15 protein-coding genes are annotated in these 21,903 nt (G+C 59.9%); 4 read left to right on the forward strand and 11 right to left on the reverse strand.

Annotation, left to right across the window (positions count from 1 at the left end):
• The 11 genes from AD949_RS07865 to AD949_RS07915 form a co-directional block, all read right to left on the reverse strand.
• On the reverse strand, nt 1-1,566 hold a 1,566-nt coding region (locus AD949_RS07865), incomplete at its 3' end, for an efflux transporter outer membrane subunit (protein WP_156475924.1).
• Nucleotides 1,567-1,570: 4 nt separating this feature from the next.
• A complete protein-coding gene (locus AD949_RS07870) occupies nt 1,571-4,726 on the reverse strand; it encodes an efflux RND transporter permease subunit (RefSeq protein WP_048836880.1) in 3,156 nt (1,051 codons plus the stop codon).
• A gap of 4 nt (nt 4,727-4,730) precedes the next feature.
• Entirely contained in the window at nt 4,731-5,906 is a 1,176-nt protein-coding gene (locus AD949_RS07875; protein ID WP_048836881.1) for an efflux RND transporter periplasmic adaptor subunit, read from the reverse strand.
• A gap of 226 nt (nt 5,907-6,132) precedes the next feature.
• Complete coding sequence (locus tag AD949_RS07880) at nt 6,133-7,530, reverse strand: sugar porter family MFS transporter (RefSeq protein WP_048836882.1); 1,398 nt, start codon at nt 7,528-7,530, stop codon at nt 6,133-6,135.
• Between the two features lie 154 nt (nt 7,531-7,684).
• Nucleotides 7,685-8,842: a rod shape-determining protein RodA gene (gene rodA / locus AD949_RS07885; protein ID WP_048836883.1), complete on the reverse strand. Its 1,158-nt coding sequence runs from the start codon at nt 8,840-8,842 to the stop codon at nt 7,685-7,687.
• A 2-nt stretch (nt 8,843-8,844) separates the two neighbouring features.
• A complete protein-coding gene (gene mrdA, locus AD949_RS07890) occupies nt 8,845-10,809 on the reverse strand; it encodes a penicillin-binding protein 2 (RefSeq protein ID WP_048836884.1) in 1,965 nt (654 codons plus the stop codon).
• Between the two features lie 19 nt (nt 10,810-10,828).
• Nucleotides 10,829-11,395, reverse strand: a complete 567-nt coding sequence (locus AD949_RS07895; RefSeq protein WP_244463451.1) for a rod shape-determining protein MreD — start codon at nt 11,393-11,395, stop codon at nt 10,829-10,831.
• Nucleotides 11,396-11,407: 12 nt separating this feature from the next.
• A complete protein-coding gene (mreC, locus tag AD949_RS07900; RefSeq protein ID WP_048836885.1) occupies nt 11,408-12,313 on the reverse strand; it encodes a rod shape-determining protein MreC in 906 nt (301 codons plus the stop codon).
• 172 nt (nt 12,314-12,485) lie between these two features.
• A complete protein-coding gene (locus tag AD949_RS07905; RefSeq protein ID WP_048836886.1) occupies nt 12,486-13,532 on the reverse strand; it encodes a rod shape-determining protein in 1,047 nt (348 codons plus the stop codon).
• Nucleotides 13,533-13,732: 200 nt separating this feature from the next.
• Nucleotides 13,733-15,322 (reverse strand): 2-isopropylmalate synthase, encoded by a 1,590-nt coding sequence (locus AD949_RS07910; protein ID WP_048836887.1) that lies wholly within the window; start codon nt 15,320-15,322, stop codon nt 13,733-13,735.
• 271 nt (nt 15,323-15,593) lie between these two features.
• Nucleotides 15,594-16,640, reverse strand: a complete 1,047-nt coding sequence (locus AD949_RS07915) for a COX15/CtaA family protein (protein WP_096430397.1) — start codon at nt 16,638-16,640, stop codon at nt 15,594-15,596.
• Nucleotides 16,641-16,740: 100 nt separating this feature from the next.
• Between AD949_RS07915 and AD949_RS07920 the strand changes: the two genes are divergently transcribed.
• The 4 genes from AD949_RS07920 (at nt 16,741) to AD949_RS07935 (ending at nt 21,803) form a co-directional block, all read left to right on the forward strand.
• Nucleotides 16,741-17,463: a TVP38/TMEM64 family protein gene (locus AD949_RS07920; protein WP_244463452.1), complete on the forward strand. Its 723-nt coding sequence runs from the start codon at nt 16,741-16,743 to the stop codon at nt 17,461-17,463.
• A gap of 144 nt (nt 17,464-17,607) precedes the next feature.
• Complete coding sequence (locus AD949_RS07925; RefSeq protein ID WP_048836890.1) at nt 17,608-18,882, forward strand: multidrug effflux MFS transporter; 1,275 nt, start codon at nt 17,608-17,610, stop codon at nt 18,880-18,882.
• A gap of 68 nt (nt 18,883-18,950) precedes the next feature.
• Nucleotides 18,951-21,185 (forward strand): ATP-binding protein, encoded by a 2,235-nt coding sequence (locus tag AD949_RS07930; protein ID WP_061504650.1) that lies wholly within the window; start codon nt 18,951-18,953, stop codon nt 21,183-21,185.
• 84 nt (nt 21,186-21,269) lie between these two features.
• Nucleotides 21,270-21,803, forward strand: coding sequence for an adenine phosphoribosyltransferase (locus tag AD949_RS07935; protein WP_048836892.1), 534 nt, complete (start codon nt 21,270-21,272; stop codon nt 21,801-21,803).
• The last annotated feature ends 100 nt before the right edge of the window (nt 21,804-21,903 follow it).

A 21,903-nucleotide genomic window follows, 5' to 3' on the forward strand; every position in this document is an offset into this window, starting at 1 on the left:
TGTGCCTGTGCCTGTGCCTGTGCCTGTGCCTGTGCCGCTTGCGTTTGTTTGCCGCACAACGCTGGCCGGTTGGGCCGGAAGTTGCGTATGAGGCTTCCAGCCGCCGCCCAGAGCACGGTAGATGGTGATGAGGTTCTGGTATTTGGATACCGCGACCGTAATCTGCGTCTGTTGTGCCTGAAGGTAAGAGCGCTGGGATTCCAGCGTGGTTAGGTAGGAATCAGAGCCAGCGTTAAAGCGCATTTTCGCGAGGCGGAAGGCATCGGCGGAAGAGAAGACGAGATCATCCGCCTGCTTTTTCTCATCCAGATAGGCTTCCCGCGCGGCCAGTGAGTCAGCCACTTCCCGGAAGGCGGTCTGCACGGTTTTCTCATAGGTTGAAATCTGCACGTCACGGGCTGCTTTGGAGGCTTTGAGGTTTCCGCTGTTCATCCCCCACGTCCAGAGTGGAATTTGCAGGGAGGGGTTTAGGCCCCATGTGGTGGCGGCTGCGGTAAACATTTTGTGGAACTGAAGGCTGGATACGCCGTCTGTCGCGGTCAGTGTCAGACGCGGGAAGAAGGCCGCGCGGGCCGCGCCGATATTGGCCTGAGCAGCCAGCAGGTTGTGCTCGGCGGAAACAATGTCCGGCCGCCGTTCCAGCAAATCAGACGGCAGGCCTGCGGGCAGGTCCGCCAGAAGAGTCTGTTCGCCCAGAGAGCGGGGCGGCGGCAGGTCTGTCGGGATGGGGGCACCAATGAGCAGCGCAATCAGATTTTCATCCTGCTCCATTTTCCGGCGGGAATCAGCCCGGAGGGCGGCGCTCTGCTGGACCTGCGTTTCTGCCTGACGGACGGTGAGCAGGTTTTCTTCCCCATGCTCATATTTGGTGCGTGTCAGGTTCAGGGTGTCCTGCTGGGTGGCCAGCGTTTTTTCCGCCAGAGCCAGTGTATCCCGGTCTCCGAGCCAAGTGACGTAAGCCGTTGCGACCTGCGAGACGATGCTGATGAGCATACTGCGCTGGGAGGCTTCCTGCGCCAGTGCTTTTTGCCCGGCTTCCTGCGTCAGACTGCGGATGCGGCCGAACAGATCAATCTCGTATGAGGAAAAGCCAATTCCGCCCTGATAGTATTTAAAGACGCGCCCCCCGCCAAAGGCCGCGTCGCTCCTGTTCGCGTCGAGGCCCGGAGCGAAGCTGAGGCCGGAAGCACTGGCTGGAGCCTGATAGATCGGGCCGCCTGTGGCTGAAATTGTAGGAAAAAGGCCCGCATGTTGCACATCATACTGGCCCTGTGCCTGCATGATGTTGGCGGCTGAGATGCGCAGATCCCGGTTTTCACGAATGGCGATGGTAATCAGGGCTTTCAGCCGGGGATCGGTAAAGAAATCCTCCCAGCCGATGTCATACGCCGCCTGAGCCAGACGCGGGCTTTTGGTGGCTTGATACGCTGGCCATGTGGTGGCCAGCGGTGGTGCGGGCCGCGTATATTTCGGGATCATGGTGCAGCCCGACAGCAGGCCAGCGGCCAGTGTCAGGCCCAGAACCCGGAAGCGGCGCGATGGGTGAGACGAAAAATGTGAAGACATGCGCTTACTCGTTTCCGGGGGCTGACGGGGCGGAGGACGGGGTTTCCTGACGTTCACTGAGGCGTTTGACCTTGAACAGACGTAGCACCACCACAAAGAACACCGGCACGAAGTAGACAGCCAGCAGGGTGGCTGTCGCCATCCCGCCAACCACCGCTGTGCCAATGGCAATGCGGGAGGCGCTGCCTGCGCCGGAGGCGATTGCCAGCGGGAACACGCCCACCACCAGCGCGATGGAGGTCATCAGAATGGGGCGGAGTCGTTCGCGGGCGGCTGTCAGCACCGCATCACTCAGGGACTCGCCGCGCTCGAAGGCCATTTTTGCGAATTCTACAATCAGAATGGCGTTTTTTACCGCCAGACCAACCGTAGTCAGCAATCCCACCTGAAAGTACACGTCGTTATCAAGGTTACGCCACAGCGTTGCGGCAATGGCCCCCAGAACGCCCAGCGGAATAACCAGCATCACGGCAAGCGGGATGGCCCAGCTTTCATAGAGTGCGGCAAGGCAGAGCAGGATAACAATTATCGCCAGCGCATAGAGCGGACCCGTGGAGGAGCCAGAGGCTATCTGTTCAAAGGACAGGCCCGTCCATTCATAGCCCACACCAGCCGGAAGTTTGGCCAGAATGCTTTTAATGGCGTCGATGGAATCACCCGAACTGTAACCGGCGGCTGGCTGGCCCAGAATTTCAAAGGCATTCAGGCCGTTATAGTTTTCCACTTTCTGCGGGCCGACGTCCCAGTGCCCGGATGCAAAGGCATTCAGCGGCGTGAGGGTTAGCATCGTGTTGCGGATGTACCATTTGTCCAGATCGCTCGGCAGCATGCGCGCTTCGGGTATGCCCTGAATATAAACCTGCTTCACACGGTCATTCCGGGTAAACTGGTTGACGTAGATAGACCCCAGCGCCCCCTGAATGGTGGTGTTGATGTCATCAATCGTAATGCCTAGCGCGTTGGCTTTTTCCCTGTCGATGTCCAGATGGTACTGCGAGGCATCTTCCATGCCGTTCGGGCGCACGGCCATCAGGCGGTGGTCTTTGGAGGCCATGCCCAACACCATGTTTCGGGCTTCCAGCAGCTTCTGGTGGCCTAGATGGCCGCGGTCTTCCAGCTCAAGGTCAAAGCCGGTGGCGTTGCCCAGTTCCAGCACGGCGGGCGGGTTGATGGCAAAAATCTGCGCCTTGGGGCTGGACCAGAAATGCATCATGATCCGGTGCGCAATGGCGGACGATGTCTGGGAAGCCAGAGGGCGTTTTTCCCAGTCTTTCAGGCGGATAAAGAATGCGCCGGAGTTCTGGCCCTGCCCGGCAAAGTTAAAGCCGTTAATGGCATAGACGGATTCAACCAGAGAGCCTTCGGCCTTGAGGATATAGTCAGTAATCTCGCGGTTGACGGCCTGCGTTTCCGCCATGGGCGTGTTGGGCGGCATGGTGACCTGCCCGAAAATCAAGCCTTGATCCTCATCCGGCAGGAAGCCGCCGGGTAGACGCATGAACAGGAACACGACCAGTGCGGTAATGACGACAAAGCCGAGCATGGACAGCACGGTGCGGCCAATAAGGAACTGCACCCCGTGCAGATACCCTTTGGTCAGCCGGTCGAACTGCCGGTTGAACCAGCCAGCGGGGCCGGTTGTTTTTTCATGGCCACCCGCCTTGAGCATGGTGGCGCACAGGGCTGGCGTCAGCACCATGGCGACCAGAACGGACAGCCACATGGCGGCAACAATGGTCACGGAGAACTGGCGATAAATCACCCCGGTGGAGCCGGAGAAGGCCGCCATGGGCAGGAACACGGCTGTCAGCACCAGCACGATACCCACCAGAGCGCCGGAGATTTCATCCATGGAGACACGGGCGGCTTCCACGGGGGAGAGCCGCTTTTCCGTCATCACACGTTCAACATTTTCCACCACCACAATGGCGTCATCCACCAGCAGACCCACGGCCAGAATCATGGCCAGCATAGTCAGGGTGTTGATGGAGTATCCGAGAATATTCAGCACCCCGAACGTGCCCAGCAGCACAACCGGCACGGCAATGGTCGGGATGAGTGTGGCCCGGAAATTTTGCAGGAAGATCAGCATCACCACGAACACGAGCGCGATGGCTTCCAGCAGGGTTTTGACAACTTCCTCAATGGAGAGAACGATAAACGGTTCGGTATCCAGCGGGTAAACGGTTTTCAGGCCCGGCGGGAAGAACTTTTCAAGCTGGGCGATCTGCGCCCGGACAGCGGCTTCCGTCTGCATCTGGTTGGCACCGGGGGCGAGCTTCAGCGCCATGCCGGACGCGGGCATGTTGTTGTAGAAAGAGTTGGTATTATAGGTCTGCGGACCCAGTTCCACTTTGGCGATATCGCTAATACGGACCTGAGAGCCATCAGGCTGCACCTTGAGCAGAATTTTCTCAAATTCTTCTGGTGAGGTCAGGCGCGTGGGGCCAATGATGGTGGCGTCCAGCCGGATGGCTTTCTTGGCGGGCAGACCGCCGAGTTCACCGGAGGAGACCTGAATGTTCTGTGTCTGGATAGCGGTCTGCACATCCTTGATGGTCAGGCCGTAGCTGAACAGCTTGCCGGGGTCCATCCAGATACGCATGGCGTATTCGGACCCAAAGAGGGTGTGATCCCCCACGCCGGACACACGGCTCAGCGGGTCGGAAATGCTGGAGGCCACGTAATCGGCAATGTCACTGCCGGTCATGCTGCCATCGGTGGAAATAAAGGCCAGAACCATCATGAAGTTCTTGACGGCCTTGGTGATGCTCAAGCCCTGCGCCGTGACTTCCGGCGGCAGTTTGGGCTGTGCCAGTTGCAGCTTGTTTTGCACCTGCACCTGCGCAATATCCGGGTTTGTCCCCTGTGCGAAGGTGAGGTCAATTTCCATCGCGCCAGACGCGTAGGACTGGGCGGAGACATATTCCAGATGGTCCAGACCGAACATCTGCTGGAGGATGGGGCGTACGACCGTATCATTCACCGTATCGGCGGAAGCACCGGGATAGGTGACGGCAATGGCGATCTGCGGCGGTGCAATGCTTGGATACTGGGCAATAGGCAGCTGGAAAATGGACAGGCCGCCGACCAGCATGATGATCAGGCTGATGACCCACGCGAAAATCGGGCGGTCAATAAAGAAACGCGAGAGAGACATCCTCTTACTGTCCTTTGTTCTGGCTGGACGTGTCGGATGCTGACGGCGCGGGTGCGTCTTCCATGGGTTTCACTTTTGCACCGGGTTTGATTTTCTGGAGGCCGACGGTCACGATGCGTTCACCAGCTTTCAGCCCGCCCGTGACGAGCCAGTCTGAGCCGATGGCCTGACCGATCTGGATCTGGCGCAGTTCCACAGTGTCATCGGGTTTGACAACCCAGACCTGCGGGTCCCCGTGTGTATTGCGTGACACTGCCTGCTGCGGCACGAGCAGCCCGTTGGGGTCCGCCCCTTCATCCAACTGGGCGTGGACATACATGCCCGGCAGCAGGAGCTTGTCGGGGTTGGGCATAATCGCCCGCACCACGACGGAGGCCGTGGATGTATCCACGTTGACTTCGGAAAGCGCCATCCGGCCCGTATGTTCATACGGGCTGCCGTCTTCCAGCGTGAGGGTGACGGGCACCTCCCCATTGGCCTGACGGGTGATACGGCCTTCCGCCAGTTCCCGCTTGAGGCGCAGGAGCGTGATGGCAGGCAGATTGACGTCCACATAAATGGGGTCGAGCCGTGTAACAACGGCGGTATTGTCGGTCTGGTTGGCCGTAACAAGCGCACCCACGGTGATGATGGTACGGCTGATGCGCCCGGTAATGGGGGCGTTCATGCGCGTATAACCCAGATCAACCAGAGCGTTTTCCACCTGTCCTTTTGCCGTCAGAATCCGGCCCTGTGCTTCTTTTTCAGCCGCCAGTGCGTCATCATAATCCTGATGGCTGACGGCATGGGCCTGCACCAGAGATTTAAAGCGTTGCAGCTTGGCGCGGGCGGTCACTTCTGCCGCTTCCGCTTCCGCCAACTGGCCGCGGGCGGTATCATACGCGGCTTGATAGCGGGATGGGTCAATCTGGTAGAGTTGCTGCCCGGCCTGCACATCGGCCCCTTCGGTAAACAGCCGCTTTTGGATAACGCCCGTCACCTGCGGGCGGACCTGCGCGATTTCATACGCATCTGTGCGGCCCGGCAGGGTGGTATGCACAGTGACGGACTGCGGATGCAGCGTAATGACGCCAACCTGCTGCGGAGGCATGGCGGGCGGAGCGGCTTTGCGGTTACAGCCCGAGAGCGCCAGCAAAGCGACAGCAGAAAGCAGGACCGGGCGGAATGGGAGGGTGTGCATGGTCACTCTGACGGATCCTGTTTTTGGAAAACAAAGAAAAAACGAAGGGTAATACGCTAAGCGTTCTGGCGCGCCGGGTAAGGCTTGAAGAAGGCCCTGACTCAGGGGCGCAGAAGGAAAAGCGTATCAGAAGACAAACTGAGGAAGTGTAAACAGTACTAAACGTTACCGTTCAGTGGGTAAGCTAAAAGGCGGTAACAGGCTAGTCAAGCCACGTAGGAAAACATTAACGGCCGATGTCACGCAGTTTTTTCCCGGCCATGAGATTTTGCTCAATCTTTTCAAGGGAGACACCGCGGGTCTCGGGAACCAGCAAGCGGGTGAAGACAAAGAAGACGGCGTTGAGTGCGGCAATCAGGCCAAATGTCATCGGAGCCCCCAGCGCGTTGAGCAGGCTGAGGAAGGAGACACCGACAATCATGTTGGATACCCAGTTGGTCAGGGTGGACAGGGTAATACCCAGATCACGCCCCTTGATCGGCTGGATTTCCGAACACAGTACCCATATCAGCGGCCCTGCGGACATCGCATGGGCGGCGATGAAGATCATGATGAGGAAGACGCACAGCACCTTGGCCGCCTGCCCGTCCAGCCCGTGAGAGTTGAGGAGGGCGAGTGCTCCCATGGCAACCGTCATGGTGCTGAACCCTGCATAGAGAATGGGTTTGCGGCCCCAGCGGTCCACCAGCCCGATAGCGGCCACGGTAGCTAGCACGTTTACAAAGCCAATAATGGCCGTGCACCACATCTGCGCCGTGCCGACAAACCCGGCCAACGCGAAAATCTTGGGGGCGTAGTACATCACCACATTAATCCCCGCGAACTGCTGCATCATCTGAAGCAACATGCCTAGCAGAATGGAGCGCCGGAAATTGGCGTTCTGCCAGAGCAGACCAATGCCGCTCTGTCGCTGCTGGAGCTGTTCATCAATCGCGCGGATTTCCGCATGGGCTTCATGCGGGGTAGGGCGGAGGTCTGTCAGCACTTCCAGCGCTTCCTGCCTGCGTCCCTTCATCATCAGCCAGCGTGGGCTGTAGGGCAGGAACAGCACGCCAATAACAAACAGCACGCCGGGGATGGCAATCACGCCAAACATCCAACGCCACTGGCCGTGGTAACTGAACAGGGTGTCACTGATAAAGGCCAGAAAAATACCCACCGTAATCATCAACTGATAGGTGGAAATCATCGCCCCGCGTGAGTTTTCACTGGCAATTTCGGAAAGGTAGAGTGGGGAGGTAAAGGCGGCAATCCCAATAGCCAGCCCCATGAGCCCGCGCCCGCAGATCATGCTGGAAACGGACCATGACAGCGCACAGCCTACAGAGCCGATGATAAACAGCACCCCGCCAATCACCAGAGCCCATTTACGCCCACCCAGCCGCGCCAGCCACCCGGCCATAATGGCCCCGATGGCAGCGCCCGCCATCATGGCGCTGACAATCCATTCCTGCGCAAAGGTGGAGGCATGGAAAGCCTCTGCAACAAAATCCAGCGCGCCGGAAATAACCCCAATGTCTAGACCAGACATAAGGCCACCAGTTGCGGCAAGAATACCAATAATAATGGTACGGAAATGAGCGGACGAGTCTGTTTCTGTCTGTAGTGAAGGCTGGTTTGGCATCGGGTTAACAGGTTTCCGTGAAGAAAATTATTATTATTAGCGTATTTATGTTCGGCACGACCTTGCCGGAACGGCTTTTTAGGCTTGCCGCTATCCGAATAGTCTGGGTCATGCCATAAAATGACCCAGAAACCTATCTTTTACGTTCGGTTGGTTAGGCTGCGTCCTGATTTTCATTCTCGCCAAAGCGAGAATCCCGGTGCACCCATGTAGACAGCAGCAGCCCAAATCCCAGCATGACATTCAGCATGGCCGAACCGCCGTAAGAGACAAGCGGCAACGGCACGCCGCCTACTGGAATGGCCCCCATCACCATGGACAGATTAACCAGACAGTAGAAGAAGAAGTTCATGCTGATTCCCAGAGCCACCAGCCGCCCGAAGCGGTTGCGACTGCGAATGGCCATCAGCATGCCGCCCAGAATCATCAAGAGCAGCAGCCCGATGACAGTCACTGCACCGACATAACCCCATTCTTCCGCAATCATGGTGAAGATGAAGTCAGTCTGTTTTTCCGGCAGGAAGTTCAACTGGCCCTGTGAGCCATGCAGATAGCCCTGCCCCCACATACCGCCAGAACCAAGGGCAATTTTGGACTGAATGATGTTGTAGCCAGCACCCAGCGGATCACTTTCCGGGTTAAGGAAGGTTGTAATACGGGCGCGCTGGTAGTCATGCAGGTGGGCGTAAGCAAATTTTGCCAGATAGGGCACCGGCAGCAGGAGCAGGGTAATGAGCCATAGCCGCATGCCTGCGGCAAAAAACATGGCCGCGCCAATTCCGCCAATAATCACGGCGGTGCCTAGATTAGGCTCCTTGAGCACCAGCACGACGGGCAGCAGCACCAGAAAAGCGGGGGGAAACAGCCATAGCGGATTACCCATCCGAGCGTAGCTGATGCGATGGAACCATGAGGCCAGCACCAGCACCAGAGCGACCTTGGCATATTCGGAGGGCTGGACCTGTAATCCGCCAATCATCAGCCAGCGTTCCGCGCCTTTGCCCACATGCCCCATGCGCAGCACGGCGACCAGCAGAATGATGGACAGCACATAAAGCGGGCCGGAAATCCGCACCAGTATTTTGGGGGGGAGCATGGCCACGGTAATCATGAGCACCAGCCCCACCGCAAACCGAGCAGCCTGCGGGGCCGCGAAGGGATACGGCGTGCCGCCCCCGGCGGAATAGAGCGTGACATAGCCCACGCCAGCCAGTGTGCAGATCAGCAGCACATACAGCCAGCTAATCCGCCAGAGCTTGGAGAGCAGGCGGAAGCTGGGTTCGGCGCGTAAAAGGCGTTTGTGAAATTTCATGACTAGTCTGACGTGGCCGCCGGGGGGGCATCGCCAGCGGGCGGCGGGGCCTCCGGTTGCTCCGCCGTGGCCACGCTTTCTGGCGGCGGAGTCTGGTGGTTTACCGGGTCTCGCAGCAATGTATCGGTCATGATCTCGCGTGCCAGCGGGGCGGCGGCATCGGCTCCGGTATTACCGTGTTCAATTACCACCGAGACGGCATAGCGCGGCGCATCATACGGCGCGAAGCAGATAAACAGCGCGTGCGGGCGATATTCCCACGGCAGATTGGCGGAGTTGAAGTGCCCGCTCTCACGCAGCGCACGGGAGACGCGGCGCACCTGCGCGGAGCCTGTTTTCCCCGCCATGGTGATGCCGGGCAGGTTCAGCCGGGCCTTGGGGGCTGTGCCATGCGGTTCATTCACCACAGCAAACATGCCCGAGCGCAGGGCGGAGAGATATGTGTCCGGCATACCCAGTTCTGGCCAGTGGTCCGGGGCCGCCTGTGGCCCAAGGTCCCCGTTCATGGTACGGACCAGATGGGGCTGCACGGCCCGGCCTGTAGCAAGGCGGGAAGTATAAGTAGCCAGTTGCAGCGGCGTGACCTGCACAAATCCCTGCCCGATGCCGCTGACAATGGTATCGCCCCCGTTCCAGTGGTGATGGTGGGCCTGCCGCCATGCGGGGGTGGGGATCAGCCCCGTGCGGGTATGTGGGAGTTCAATATCCAGCGCGGTGCCCAGCCCGAACTGGTGGGCTGTTTCGGCAATGCGGTCCATGCCAATCCGGCGCGCCATTTCATAGAAATAGACGTCACAGGAATATTTCAGAGCCAGATGCAGGTCTACCGAGCCATGCCCCCAGCGGGACCAGCAGTGGAAGCGCGTTCCGCCCACATCCAGATGACCGGGGCAGAAAACGCGGTCTGTTGGCGAAAACAGGCCGGATTGTAGCCCAGCCATGGCCACGGCGGGTTTGAATGTGGAGCCGGGAGGATACACACCAGCCACGGCCTTGTTGATGAGCGGGGTGCGCTCGTTATTGGTCCATTCAATCCACTGGGCATGGCTGACGCCACTGTCAAACAGGGAGGGATCGAAGGAGGGCGTGCTGACCATGGCCAGCACTTCCCCGTTGCGGCAATCCATGACCACGGCGGAGGCTGTCAGTTCCCCGATACGGTTGAGAACTTTCTGTTGCAGGCCGCGGTCAATGGTCAGGCCGATTTCCGTGCCCGGCACCCCTTCCACCCGGTTCAGTTCGGACATCACACGGCCGACGGAATTGACTTCCATTTCCACGGAGCCCGCCGTGCCGCGCAGCTTTTCGTCCTGACTCTGCTCAATACCGGCGCGCCCCACGCGCATGCCGGGCAGGGCCAGCAGAGCGGAGCGGGCAACATCCCCTTCATTCGGCGGGGCGACATAGCCAATCAGATGCGCCAGCAATTCCCCTTCCGGGTAGGCCCGCCGGGTGCCGACATCAATCAGTACGCCGGGGAGGGAGGGCGCGTTGAGTTCAATCCGCGCCATTTCCTCCCATGAGAGGAAGTCCCGCAGCATAACCGGGATAAACCTGCGCTGGTGGCGCATTTCCCGCGCAATGCGTGCGCGGTCACGGTCATCCAGCGGAATGATGGTGGAAAACCGCTCAATGGTGCCGCTGACGTCGGTCGTTTCCTCCGGCATCAGCAGGGCGCGCCAGTTTTCCTTATTGTTGGCCAGCGCCACGCCGTAGCGGTCCACAATCCGGCCACGTGGGGGGGCCAGATAGCGTTTGCTGACACGGTTACTGGCCGCCATACGGGCGTAGCGGTCCCCATCCTTGATCTGAAGCTGGTAGAGCTTGTGTGCGAGCTCCCCTAAAGCGCCAACCTGCACGGCCATGAACAGGAGAGCCCGGCGTGTAAAAACGCCGCGGCCGGGGTCTTTCTGGTTCTTGATGGGCATCAGGCGGTTGCTCTCCCGCCTGCGACGTCTCAGCCGCATGACACGCCTCCCGCCAGCATCAGATATCTTCCTTTTCGTCCAGCCGGTGCAGAATCCATGAGAACAGGGCGGAGAGCGGAGGATAGACCCCGATTGTCAGAAGAGCCTCGAACAACGCCGGGGCAATGTCCAACATGGACAGCCGGAACAGACAGGCCAGCCCCCATTGCAGCAGGCAGGCTGCTGCCGCCACCAGAGCAAAAACACCCCAGACCAGCAGAAAATTCAGGCGCATCAGGCCAAAGCGGGAATAGAACGCCACCCCATGCACCAGCAGCAGGATAAAGGCGCTCACCCCAAGGGGCGTAAAGCCTACCAGATCCATAAAGAGACCGAGCAGGAACACGGCCACGCCAGACATGCCGGTGGGCCGCCAGAAGGACCAGAAAAAGACGGTGGCGATAACAAGGGCTGGCAGCAATTCAGCCGCCCCCGGAATGTTCAGGGGGGCGGAGAAAAAGATAATGATGAGCGCAATAAAAAGAGAGGGCAGCAGGCGGCGCGCCCCGTGGTCAAGCCGTTGCCATACAGTCTGGCGGGGCCGGATTTCCGGCTCCCATGCGCTCATGGAAGGGTCTGGCATCATCCCGTTATGCCCTCAGCCCTGACCAAGCAGGGTCTTGAGGGGCAAGGTGAGTGTCTGGCGGGGGTGGGCCAGGGGTACATGGCCGGGGGCTTCGGGCGGGTCGATCAGCGCCTGACCAAAATCAAACACCCGCAGCATGGTCAGGTGGTCAAGCTGGGCAAACGGCACGACCACAGGCTGGCCGGGATGCAGGTAATGCACCGTCCCGATCGGGAGCCCTGCGGGAAAAGCGCCTGCCTGATCACTGGTCACGACTCGTTCACCTTCGATAGGCCGCGTATCCTGCGCGTAATACATCAGCCGGGGGAGAGGCGTATTATCTCCCCCCATGATGGCGGTAGCATGGCTGGCGTCCAGCATGACGGGCAGGCGGCTGGCAATATCGGTAATCAGCAGGATCCGGGCGGAGCGCGCGCCGGTTTCCGTCACGCGGCCTGCCAGACCATTGGCGGCCAGCGCGACGTTGCCTACACGCACGCCGCTGTCCGTACCGGCAACCAGCAGAACGGCGCGGGCGTAAATCCCCCCGCTATCCGCCACCACACGGCCGGTGACAAAGGCTGGTGTAGGCTCGGGAATCCAGTGCAGGGCGGTTTTCAGCGTGTCATTTTCCCGTGTCAGGGAAACGGCGACATCATACCAGCGGCGCAGATTGTCATTTTCTTTCTGGAGTCGCGCATTTTCCGACGCCATGCGCCCGGCTTCCCGCAGGCTGGAGCTGATGGCCTGCGCCCGGTTCTGCGCGGCGGTCATCAGCCCCCATAGCGGGGCGAGACCATCGGCCACGGTCATACGGGCTTTGTCCGCCAGTTTGCGGTCGGCTTGACCGCCGATGATAATGCCAATGGAGAGCAGAACGAGCAGCGGCAGCACCAGCTTGCCCAGTGCCTGACGCATCTGAATGGAGACAGGAATCATGCAGCCTCCATGACGTTCAGGGAGTCAGTTCCCGTGTCGGCGTTCAGGGCGTGTCGGCGTGGTCTCCACATGGAGTTGCATGCATCCTTTTCATCAGCCGGGCTGACGTCTTGTGCCGCGTTCCTCCTTGTCCGGACGGAAGGCGTCTCATTTTATGATAAAAACATGACAATTAATACATGGTTGTCAGGACGTTGCGCAGGCGCTTCATTTCTTCCAGCGCGCGCCCGGTACCCAGAGCCACGCAGGACAGGGGATCTTCCCCAACCGTTACGGGCAAGCCGGTTGCCCGACGCAGCACTTCGTCCAGACGGTAGAGCAGCGCTCCGCCGCCCGTCAGCACAATGCCTTTATCCACAATATCCGCCGCCAGTTCCGGCGGTGTGTTTTCCAGAGCCGTGGTGACGGCATCCACAATCTGGCTGACAGGTTCAAGCAGACTTTCGGCAATCTGCGCCTGAGAAACCTGAACCTCACGCGGGACACCGTTAATCAGGTCACGCCCTTTAACATCCAGCCATGGGCCGGGGTCTTCCGGGTCATCCGGCATCATGGCGGACCCGAGATTGATCTTGATGCGCTCGGCGGAGCTTTCACCAATCAGCAGGTTATGGGTGCGGCGGATGTAGGAGATAATGGCTTCATCCATCTTGTCCCCGCCCACGCGCACGGATCGCGCATAGACAATGCCGCCCAGAGAAATAACGGCCACTTCCGTCGTGCCGCCACCGATATCAACAATCATGCTGCCGGAGGGTTCCGTAACAGGCAGGCCCGCGCCAATGGCGGCGGCCATAGGCTCTTCAATCAGGAAGACGCGCCGTGCCCCGGCACTTTCCGCACTTTCCTGAATGGCGCGGCGCTCAACGGCGGTAGAGCCGGAGGGCACGCACACAATAATCTGTGGGCTGGTAAAGGCGCGGCGATTGTGGACCTTGCGGATGAAATGCTTGATCATTTCTTCCGCGACATCAAAATCGGCAATCACGCCATCCCGCATCGGGCGGATGGCGGTGATGTTGCCCGGAGTCCGGCCCACCATTAGTTTGGCTTCATCCCCCACAGCCAGAAGCTGCTTCTTGCCCCGTACCTCGGCAATGGCCACCACAGACGGCTCATTGAGAACAATGCCGCGTCCTTTGACATAGACAAGGGTATTGGCGGTACCCAAGTCGATAGCCATGTCGGCGGACATGAGACCGAGCAAACGAGAGAACATCCAGCACTCCTGGCTTGAGAGGGTACTGCGCACGCCTCAGACGCAGGCGCGCAAACAACTACACTCAGGTAACGAGCTTCCTATATGGGGGCAGGGCTTACCGGGCCGCAACCACACAGACAAGACCCTGAGGCAAGAAACAGAAGAAAATTCTTCCGGCCCGGTTCTGCTATAATAGAACCGGACCAGAACGCTGTTTTTTAAACGGTAAGAGCTTCCGGTTCCGCACGGTCCCGCTTGACCAGCAGTTTGTTCAGCGCATGCACATAAGCGCGTACGGCGGAGACAACCGTATCCGCGTCCGCGCCCTGACCGTCCACCAGCTTCCCCTCTTCTTCCAGACGGACGGTGGTGCGGGCCTGTGCATCCGTTCCTTCCGTGACGGCTCCAACGGAGAACAGGGCCAGACGGGCCTCATGCGGGAAAGCGATGCGCAGCGCGTTAAAGGCCGCATCCACGGGACCGTTGCCGGTTGCGTCGGCTTCAACCACCTGACCATCCACCGTCAGAGACAGCGTGACGCTGGAGGGCTTGCCGGAGCAGGAGGTCAGGCTGAGCGTGCCAAAGCGGATATGCTCATTATCCCGCACTTCATCATCCACCAGAGCCACGATGTCTTCGTCGTAGACAGATTTTTTCTTGTCGGCCAGATCCTTGAAGCGGGCAAAGGCATCATTCAGCTTGGCGTCATCCAGATCGCCATAGCCCAGAGCTTTCAGCTTATCGCGGAAGGCCGCGCGGCCGGAATGTTTGCCCATAATCAGGGAAGAACGGCTCCACCCCACGCTTTCCGGCGTCATGATTTCATAGGTCGCGGCGTTTTTCAGCACGCCGTCCTGATGGATGCCGCTTTCATGCGCAAAGGCATTCCGGCCGACAATGGCCTTGTTGGGCTGTACATCAAAGCTGGTGATGGTAGCCAGCATCCGGGAGACCTTCAGCAGGCTTTCCGTATGAATGCCGGTGGTGAAGGGATACTGGTCATGCCGCGTGCGCAGCGCCATGACGATTTCTTCCAGCGCCGCATTGCCTGCCCGTTCGCCAATGCCGTTGATGGTGCATTCAATCTGCCGCGCCCCACCGCGCACGGAGGCCAGCGTGTTGGCAACACCCAGCCCGAGATCATTATGGTTATGGGCGGAGAAAATGACCTGATCCGCTCCGGGCACTCGCGCCAGTAGCATGGAGAAAATCCGCTCCATGTCTTCCGGAGTCGCATAGCCGACGGTGTCGGGAATGTTGATGGTCGTGGCACCTGCCTTGATGGCCGCCTCCACACAGCGGCACAGGAAGTCCGGGTCCGTGCGGGAGCCATCTTCCGCGGACCATTCCACGTCATCCGTCAGGTTACGGGCAGCGGTATTGCCGGTGGTGATCAGGTCCAGCACCGTTTCCGGCTCCATCCGCAGCTTGTATTTCATGTGCAGCGGAGAGGTGGAGATAAAGTTGTGAATCCGCTTGCGCTCAGCCGGGGCCAGAGCCTCACCCGCTGCCGCAATATCTTTCGCACCGCCAGAGCGGGCCAGTGCGCAGATCACTGAACCTTTGGTGTGCTGCGCAATCTGATGCACGGATTCAAAATCCCCCTTGGAGGCAACGGGGAAGCCTGCCTCGATCACATCCACGCCCAGTGCTGCCAGCGCTTCCGCCATGCGCAGTTTTTCCGCCAGATTCATGGAAAAACCGGGGGATTGTTCGCCGTCCCGCAGGGTGGTGTCAAAAATAATGACACGGTCGGCAGTCATGCGGCCAAAGGAGGGATGAGTGATGGTGCTGGATGAGGCTGACATGGGAAACTGTCCTTGAAATCGGTCTTGTCTGGGGTCTGGCATGCGGAGGAGGCACGCCGGTATCCGTTGAGGGATACAAAGGGCTCGTTCGTCTTTCCCCTAAGCGCGACGGCAGAGAGCCGCCCGGATCGCTCAGGGGCAGATTAGTCGAAGAAGGAGGTCCAGACGCGTGGCCACGCCGCCCGCTTGCGCCGCAGAGCGGCACAGCAGAGACTCGGACGTGAACCAGACGGAATTCATACCGAGCACAATACAGGCGGATTTTCTAAAATCAACCCGCACGCTGCCCGCGCAGGCAATGCAGCGTGTAAAGCATGACCCCCAGCAACACGGCAGCAAACGTCTGGTGCACAGCCCCAGCCCAGACGGGCACGACGAGCAGCAGGGTGGTGACACCCAGCGCATATTGGATCAGCACTGCCCAGCCCAGCAGCATGATGGCGTTATGCGCCTTGTTGCCAAGGTTTGTGCTGCGCAGACCCACCAGCAGAATTGCGCCAATGCTCAGGGCCGTCAGGGTGGCCAGCAGGCGGTGGTCAAACTGGATGGCGGCCTTGTTGTCCACCAGATTCATCCAGAAGGGGGAAAGGCGGGCGTAATCCGCCGGAATCAGGTGCCCGTCCATGAGCGGGAAGGTGTTGTACACAAAGCCAGCATGTGTGCCTGCGGTAAACCCACCCGCGATAATGGTTATGCAGATCAGGCAAAGAGCCAGCCAAACCAGCCGCTTGGTGCGGGTGCCATTGGCGGAGGGGGCCACCACCTGCGGCGTGGGCCAGCGGATGGATAGGGCTGTCCACAGAATAGCCAGATACAGGGCAAGGGCCGCGCTCAGATGCAGCACCAACCGCACCGGCTCCACTGCTGTGCTGTCCGGACGGAAACCAGAGGCGACCATAAACCAGCCAATGGCTCCCTGCATGGCGCCGAGGATGAAAAACACAAACAGACGCACTGCCAGCGCACGGGTAATCATGCCGCGAATGGTGAACCAGATGAGCGGCAGCAACAGCACAAGGCCCATCAGGCGGCCCCAGAAGCGGTGCGTCCACTCCGCCCAGAAAATGCGCTGGAATCCTTCCAGCCCGAAGCCTTCATGCTGGAGGTGATATTGCGGGATGGTCTGATACAGCGCGAACAGCCGCTCCCACTCCGCATGGGAGAGCGGGGGGATAAATCCGCTGACAGGCTGCCAGTCCATAATGGACAGGCCGGAGCCAGTCAGGCGGGTGACACCGCCAATGGCAATCATGCCCAACAGCATGAAACACAGCAGAAACAGCCAGTTTGAAATCAGGCGGCGATGGCTGGGCGTCATATCAGCATAACGCGGGAGAGAGGAGGACATGGCACCCTTTTGCGTGTGTTGTGTCTGGTACAACGGGGTTTAAACCCTGCTTGCGGCTGGCGGCAAGAAGATGGTACCAGCCGAGGGGATGGAACAGACATCTCCTGCCGCTTCCCGCCCTGTTTTACGGTTTTTACGTCCTGCCCTGATGCTGGCCTTGCTGGTGGCAGGGGCCGTGCTGCTGCGTGCCGTCCCGGGCCTGCGGCATGTGCTGCAAAGCACGGACCTGCTGCGGGATGGCGTGAGCGGTCGCATGGTGTTTCTGGCCGGAGCCTCTGTCTGGTGTGCTTTTGGGCTGCCCCGACAGGTGGCGGGTTTTGCCGCCGGGCTGGCTTATGGCGCACTGGAAGGCATCGTGCTGATTACGGTTGCCTCCACAGCCGGGTGTGTGGCCGGATTTTTCTGGGCGCGCTGGGGGGGGCGGCAGTGGGCGCAGGCCCGGCTTGGTACGCGTTTTGCAAAGCTGGACACCATGCTCACCACCCAGCCGTTTCTCAGCATTTTAACCCTGCGGCTGTTACCTGTCGGCTCCGCTTTGCTGCTGAATCTTCTGGGGGGGATTTCCGGCGTCGGGGTCTTGCCATTTACTGCGGCGACTGTGCTGGGCGGACTGCCGCAGAATGTGGTGGCGGTGCTGCTTGGCTCCGGTGTGCGGGTTGACGCTCTCTGGCAATTCGTGCTTGGCGGAGGGCTGTTTCTTGCATCCGGTGTGCTCGGTGTCTGGTTGCTGCGCCGGGCGCAGATAGGCCATATCGTGCAGCAGGCAGGCCAGAACGGCCAGTCAGAACCATAAGGGGCCAGAAACACAAGGGAAAAGTCCCGCACGGAGCAGCATGGTGAAGGTGCTGCATTTCTGTTCTTCAATTTTACCTCTGTCCCGCCGGGGCAGGGTCCTGTTCACTCCCTGATCTGCCTTTTTTCTTTCTGGAGCGCTACGATGGCGTCTGCCACCGTCTCACGAGAGCCTATTTCTGCCATTTTCCCGCAAGGAATTCCGGGGTGGCTGCCCCTCCTGCTGGGGTTTCTGACGGCCGTTGGCCCCATTTCCACGGATATTTATCTGCCCGCTTTTCCCGCCATGGAGCAGTCTCTGCACACCTCGGCGGGCAATGTGCAGATGACGTTGTCCATCTGGTTCGTGGGGCTTGCCATCGGGCAGATGACCATGGGGCCGCTGTCGGACCGTTATGGGCGGCGCTGGCCCATGCTGGCCGGAAATCTGATTTATGGTCTGGCCTCAGCCGTCTGCGCGTTTGCGCCGGATATCATCACCTTCTCCATCGCCCGTTTTGTCGCTTCCATCGGGGCATCGGCCAGTCTGGTTATTCCCACGGCTTGCGTGCGGGATATTGTGCCGGACCGGAATGCCGGGGCCAAAATGCTGTCCCAACTGGTGATGGTGATGGGTGTTGTGCCGATTCTGGCCCCCATGCTGGGTGGGTTGGTTGTGGCGGTTACATCATGGCGGATTATCTTCTGGGCCTCGGCTGTGTACGGTCTGCTGTGCGTGGTGCTGGTGCTCTGGGTGCTGCCTGAAACCCTGCCGTATCAGAAACGCGTCTCCCTTTCCCCCATGACTCTCGTCACGCGGTATCTGACACTGCTGCGGGATAGGTCTTTCAGTGCGCATGCGTTGATTACGGGGTTTTCCACCTTCATGCAGTTCAGCTACCTGACTGCGGCCTCTTTTATCTTCATCAAGATTTTTGGGTTCACGCCGTTCCGTTTTTCCATGCTGTTTGGCGTTTTTTCTGTCTTCATGATTGGCGCATCGCAGTTGAACGGTGCACTGGTAGGGCGCATCGATTCGGGTCGTCTGCTGCTGGGGGCTGTGCTGGTTGCCGTTGTGGGGGGTGCGCTGGTGGTGGCTGTCAGCCTGTGGGGGGCTTGGTATGCAAGTCCCGCATGGCGTAACCAGTATGAAGTGTGGTTCCTTATTGCCGCAATGGTGCTCACTCTTGCGCCGACGGGCTTTATCTTTCCCAACGGCATGATGGGCGCATTGGCCGACCACCCCAGTCTGGCCGGGGCAGCAGCCGCGTTGGCGGGCACCATGCAGTATGTGCTGGGGGCGCTGGCCGGAGCTGTGTTGGGGATGTTCCCCACAACATCGGCTCTGCCCATGGCAGGCTGCATGTTTTTTGGTACAGTAATGATGTTAGTTATGTGCGCGTTCCGGCCCGGTGGGCTGAGCGGCACAGGCAGCCACTAGAGCGACTGAGGCCAGGAGGGGTGCTGTACCCTGATGCCGCAGACCGCGTGAGACGGAGCTAGGACGGCATGGCACGGCATCCCGCAAGACGGGCCCATATTCTGGCACTGATTGGTGCCGGTCTGCTTATTGTCACCTTCGGGACAATGGGTATCGAGCTTGGGAATGAAATGGCCCGCCACGGGGACCTTGATCGCCAGAGTACGGCGGCGGGCAGTTATCTGCGAACCCTGCACCATGCCACCAGTGAGGCCCGGATCTGTCATTACGCATGGCTTGCCAAAAGACAGGAGCGCGATCAGGCGTGTTACGAGCGCGCCATTACCCAGCTCGGTTCCGCCCGGCAGGAATTTACAGCCTTCCGGCTGGTTCAGCAGCGTGAGGGGAGCGAGCGGTCCGAACCGCTGAACGGTGTGGATGACGGGCTGAAGCAGATTGCAGGCTGGCACACAAACGGTGGCGCCATGCCGGAGGGTGGCGAGCAGGTTCTGGCGACACTTGATGACAACCTCTCTGTCCTCAGCCGAGTCAGCACGCTGGATCAGGCCGACCGCGTGGCCAATATGCTGCGTAATACCAGTTGGCAGCGGCGTCTCGGCCTTCTGGGGATTATAACGGGTGTGCTCAGCCTGATTTCCGCAGGCTGGGTGCTGGACCGTTCCTCACTGGCGGCTGCGCGGGCGGAAGCGTCCTCGCGTGATCTGGCTTTGCGTCTGCGCGCCACACTGGACAGCCTCAGTCTGGGCGTTGCGGTGTTCGGGGCGGATGGCCGCCTGTGGCACTGGAATGAGCAGCTTGGCACCGTGCTGGGGCTGGAAAAGGACTTCCTGAAACTCGGCCTGTCTTATGAGGAACTGAGTGCGGTCTTGGTGGTGGGCGGTGTACCCCTGCTGGAGCCGTTCGAGCATATTGAAGCCAGCCTGCTGCGAGGCGAATCCGCACCGCCCGTGATGGTGGAATGTCACGGGATTAATGGCGCGGATCTGGAACTCTGCCGCACGCTCTTCTTCGCGCCAGATGGCGCTGCGGAGCGGCGGGGTTTTGTGCTGACGGCTGCCGACATTACCCTCCGTCTGCGGAGTGAGCGCGCTCTGGGTGAAGCGCAAAAACTCCGCGCCCTAGGCCAGTTGACCGCTGGCATTGCGCATGATTTCAAAAACCTGCTGACGGTTATTCTGGGGAATCTGGAACTGGCGGCGGACCATGACCAGCCGGACCATGTGGAACAGCGGCAGGAATATCTTTCCGCCGCCACCCACGCTGGACGGCGCTCCGAGGCGCTGACAGGCCAGTTACTCTCCTTCATGCGTCGGCAGAGCACAGCACCGGATTCATCGCTTTCCCTGTCTGATCTGTTTTCTTTCCTCAGCGGCCTGCTGGGGCGGATTATCGGCTCCCGCATTGTGGTGGAGTGTGGGGATGTCTCGGGCGTGTGGTCCGTGCGGGCGGACCCGGCCCAGCTTGAAAGTGCTGTGCTCAATCTGGCTATCAATGCGCGGGATGCCATGCCCAAAGGGGGCCGCCTGCGCGTTGCGGCGCGGAATGTGACCTTCTCTGTCAATGCGGACCTTATGAGCCTTCCGGTGGAGGAAGGCCGCACCATGCGCGTGGTGTCTGACCCGACGCCTCTGACGGCGGGGGACTGGGTACGGCTGGACGTGATTGATAGCGGCTGCGGCATGACAAAAGATGTGCTGGCGCACCTGTTTGAACCGTTCTTTACCACCAAGGGGGAAGGAGCGGGGACAGGGCTTGGCATGGCGATGGTTCTGGCGTTTTCTCAGCAGGCGCGTGGGCGCGTGGTGGTGGCGACTGGCGCATCCTGCGGCACGGAGGTTTCCCTGTGGCTGCCCCGCGCGGTGACGGATGTGAAAGAGGTCGTGCTGCCCAAATGTCAGCCCGCGGCACAGCGACAGGAGCGACAGATGCAGGTTCTGGTGGTGGAAGATGATGCGGCAATCCGGGATATTGTTGTCACCATTCTGAGCATGGCCGGGCACCGGGTGCTGGAAGCGGGGGATGGTGAGCAGGCGTTTGACGTTGCCGCTGCGGCCAAGGGGCGGATTGATCTTTTAGTGACGGATATCCAGCTTCCCGGCCCGCTGGACGGGCTGACACTCTCCCGCGTGCTGGCCGGACGGGATGCGGGGCTGGCCGTTGTCTATATGTCGGGTGAGCTTACAGTGGATAGTCCGCCGCCGCCCGGCGCGCTGGAAGGAGCCCGGCTGCTGCCCAAACCGTTCCGGCGGGATGGTCTGATGGATGCGGTTACCGCTGCACTGAGCGCGCGTGCGGGTGTCTGACCTGATTGCTTCTCTCTTGCGGAAGGGGGAGGGGCGGGCTAGAGCGAGTGCCGCAAAAAACCATCGGAAAGGACACCACGGGCTATGACGCAGCACGAGGATATCGACCTGAAGCGTTATATTCGGAATATTCCGGATTTTCCGAAACCGGGTATCCTATTTTACGATATTTCTACCCTGATGCGGGAGCCGGATGCTTGGCAGATCGCCATGGGCCGTCTTGCCCGCCAGATTGCACCGTGGGAGCCGGATATGCTGGCCGCCGTGGAATCCCGTGGGTTTCTGACAGCCGCTCCGCTGGCTGACCGTCTTGGCTGCGGGATGCTCATGCTGCGTAAACCGGGCAAGCTGCCGGGTGCGACCATCTCCCACACCTATGATCTGGAATATGGGAGTGACACGCTGCAAATTCAGGCAGACGCCATTAAACCCGGTCAGCGTGTTGTGGTGATGGATGACCTGCTGGCAACCGGTGGTACGCTCTCGGCCTCCGTCACGCTACTGCAAAAAGCCGGAGCCACGGTGGTGGGCGCCTCTGTGCTGGTGGAACTGACCGGCCTTGGCGGACGTGCAAAAGTGAATGCACCGGTGAAAACCCTGCTCTCCTACGAAGACTAAAACGTTACGCTTGCTCTGCCCGCGTGACGCCTGCCTGTCAGGCATAGCGGGCATAGTAAAGCTGTGAGTACGTTTTTGGGTTGCCTTACGCTATGAAGGC

The sequence above is a fragment of the Acetobacter orleanensis genome, from assembly GCF_001581005.1.
Lineage (GTDB): Bacteria > Pseudomonadota > Alphaproteobacteria > Acetobacterales > Acetobacteraceae > Acetobacter > Acetobacter orleanensis.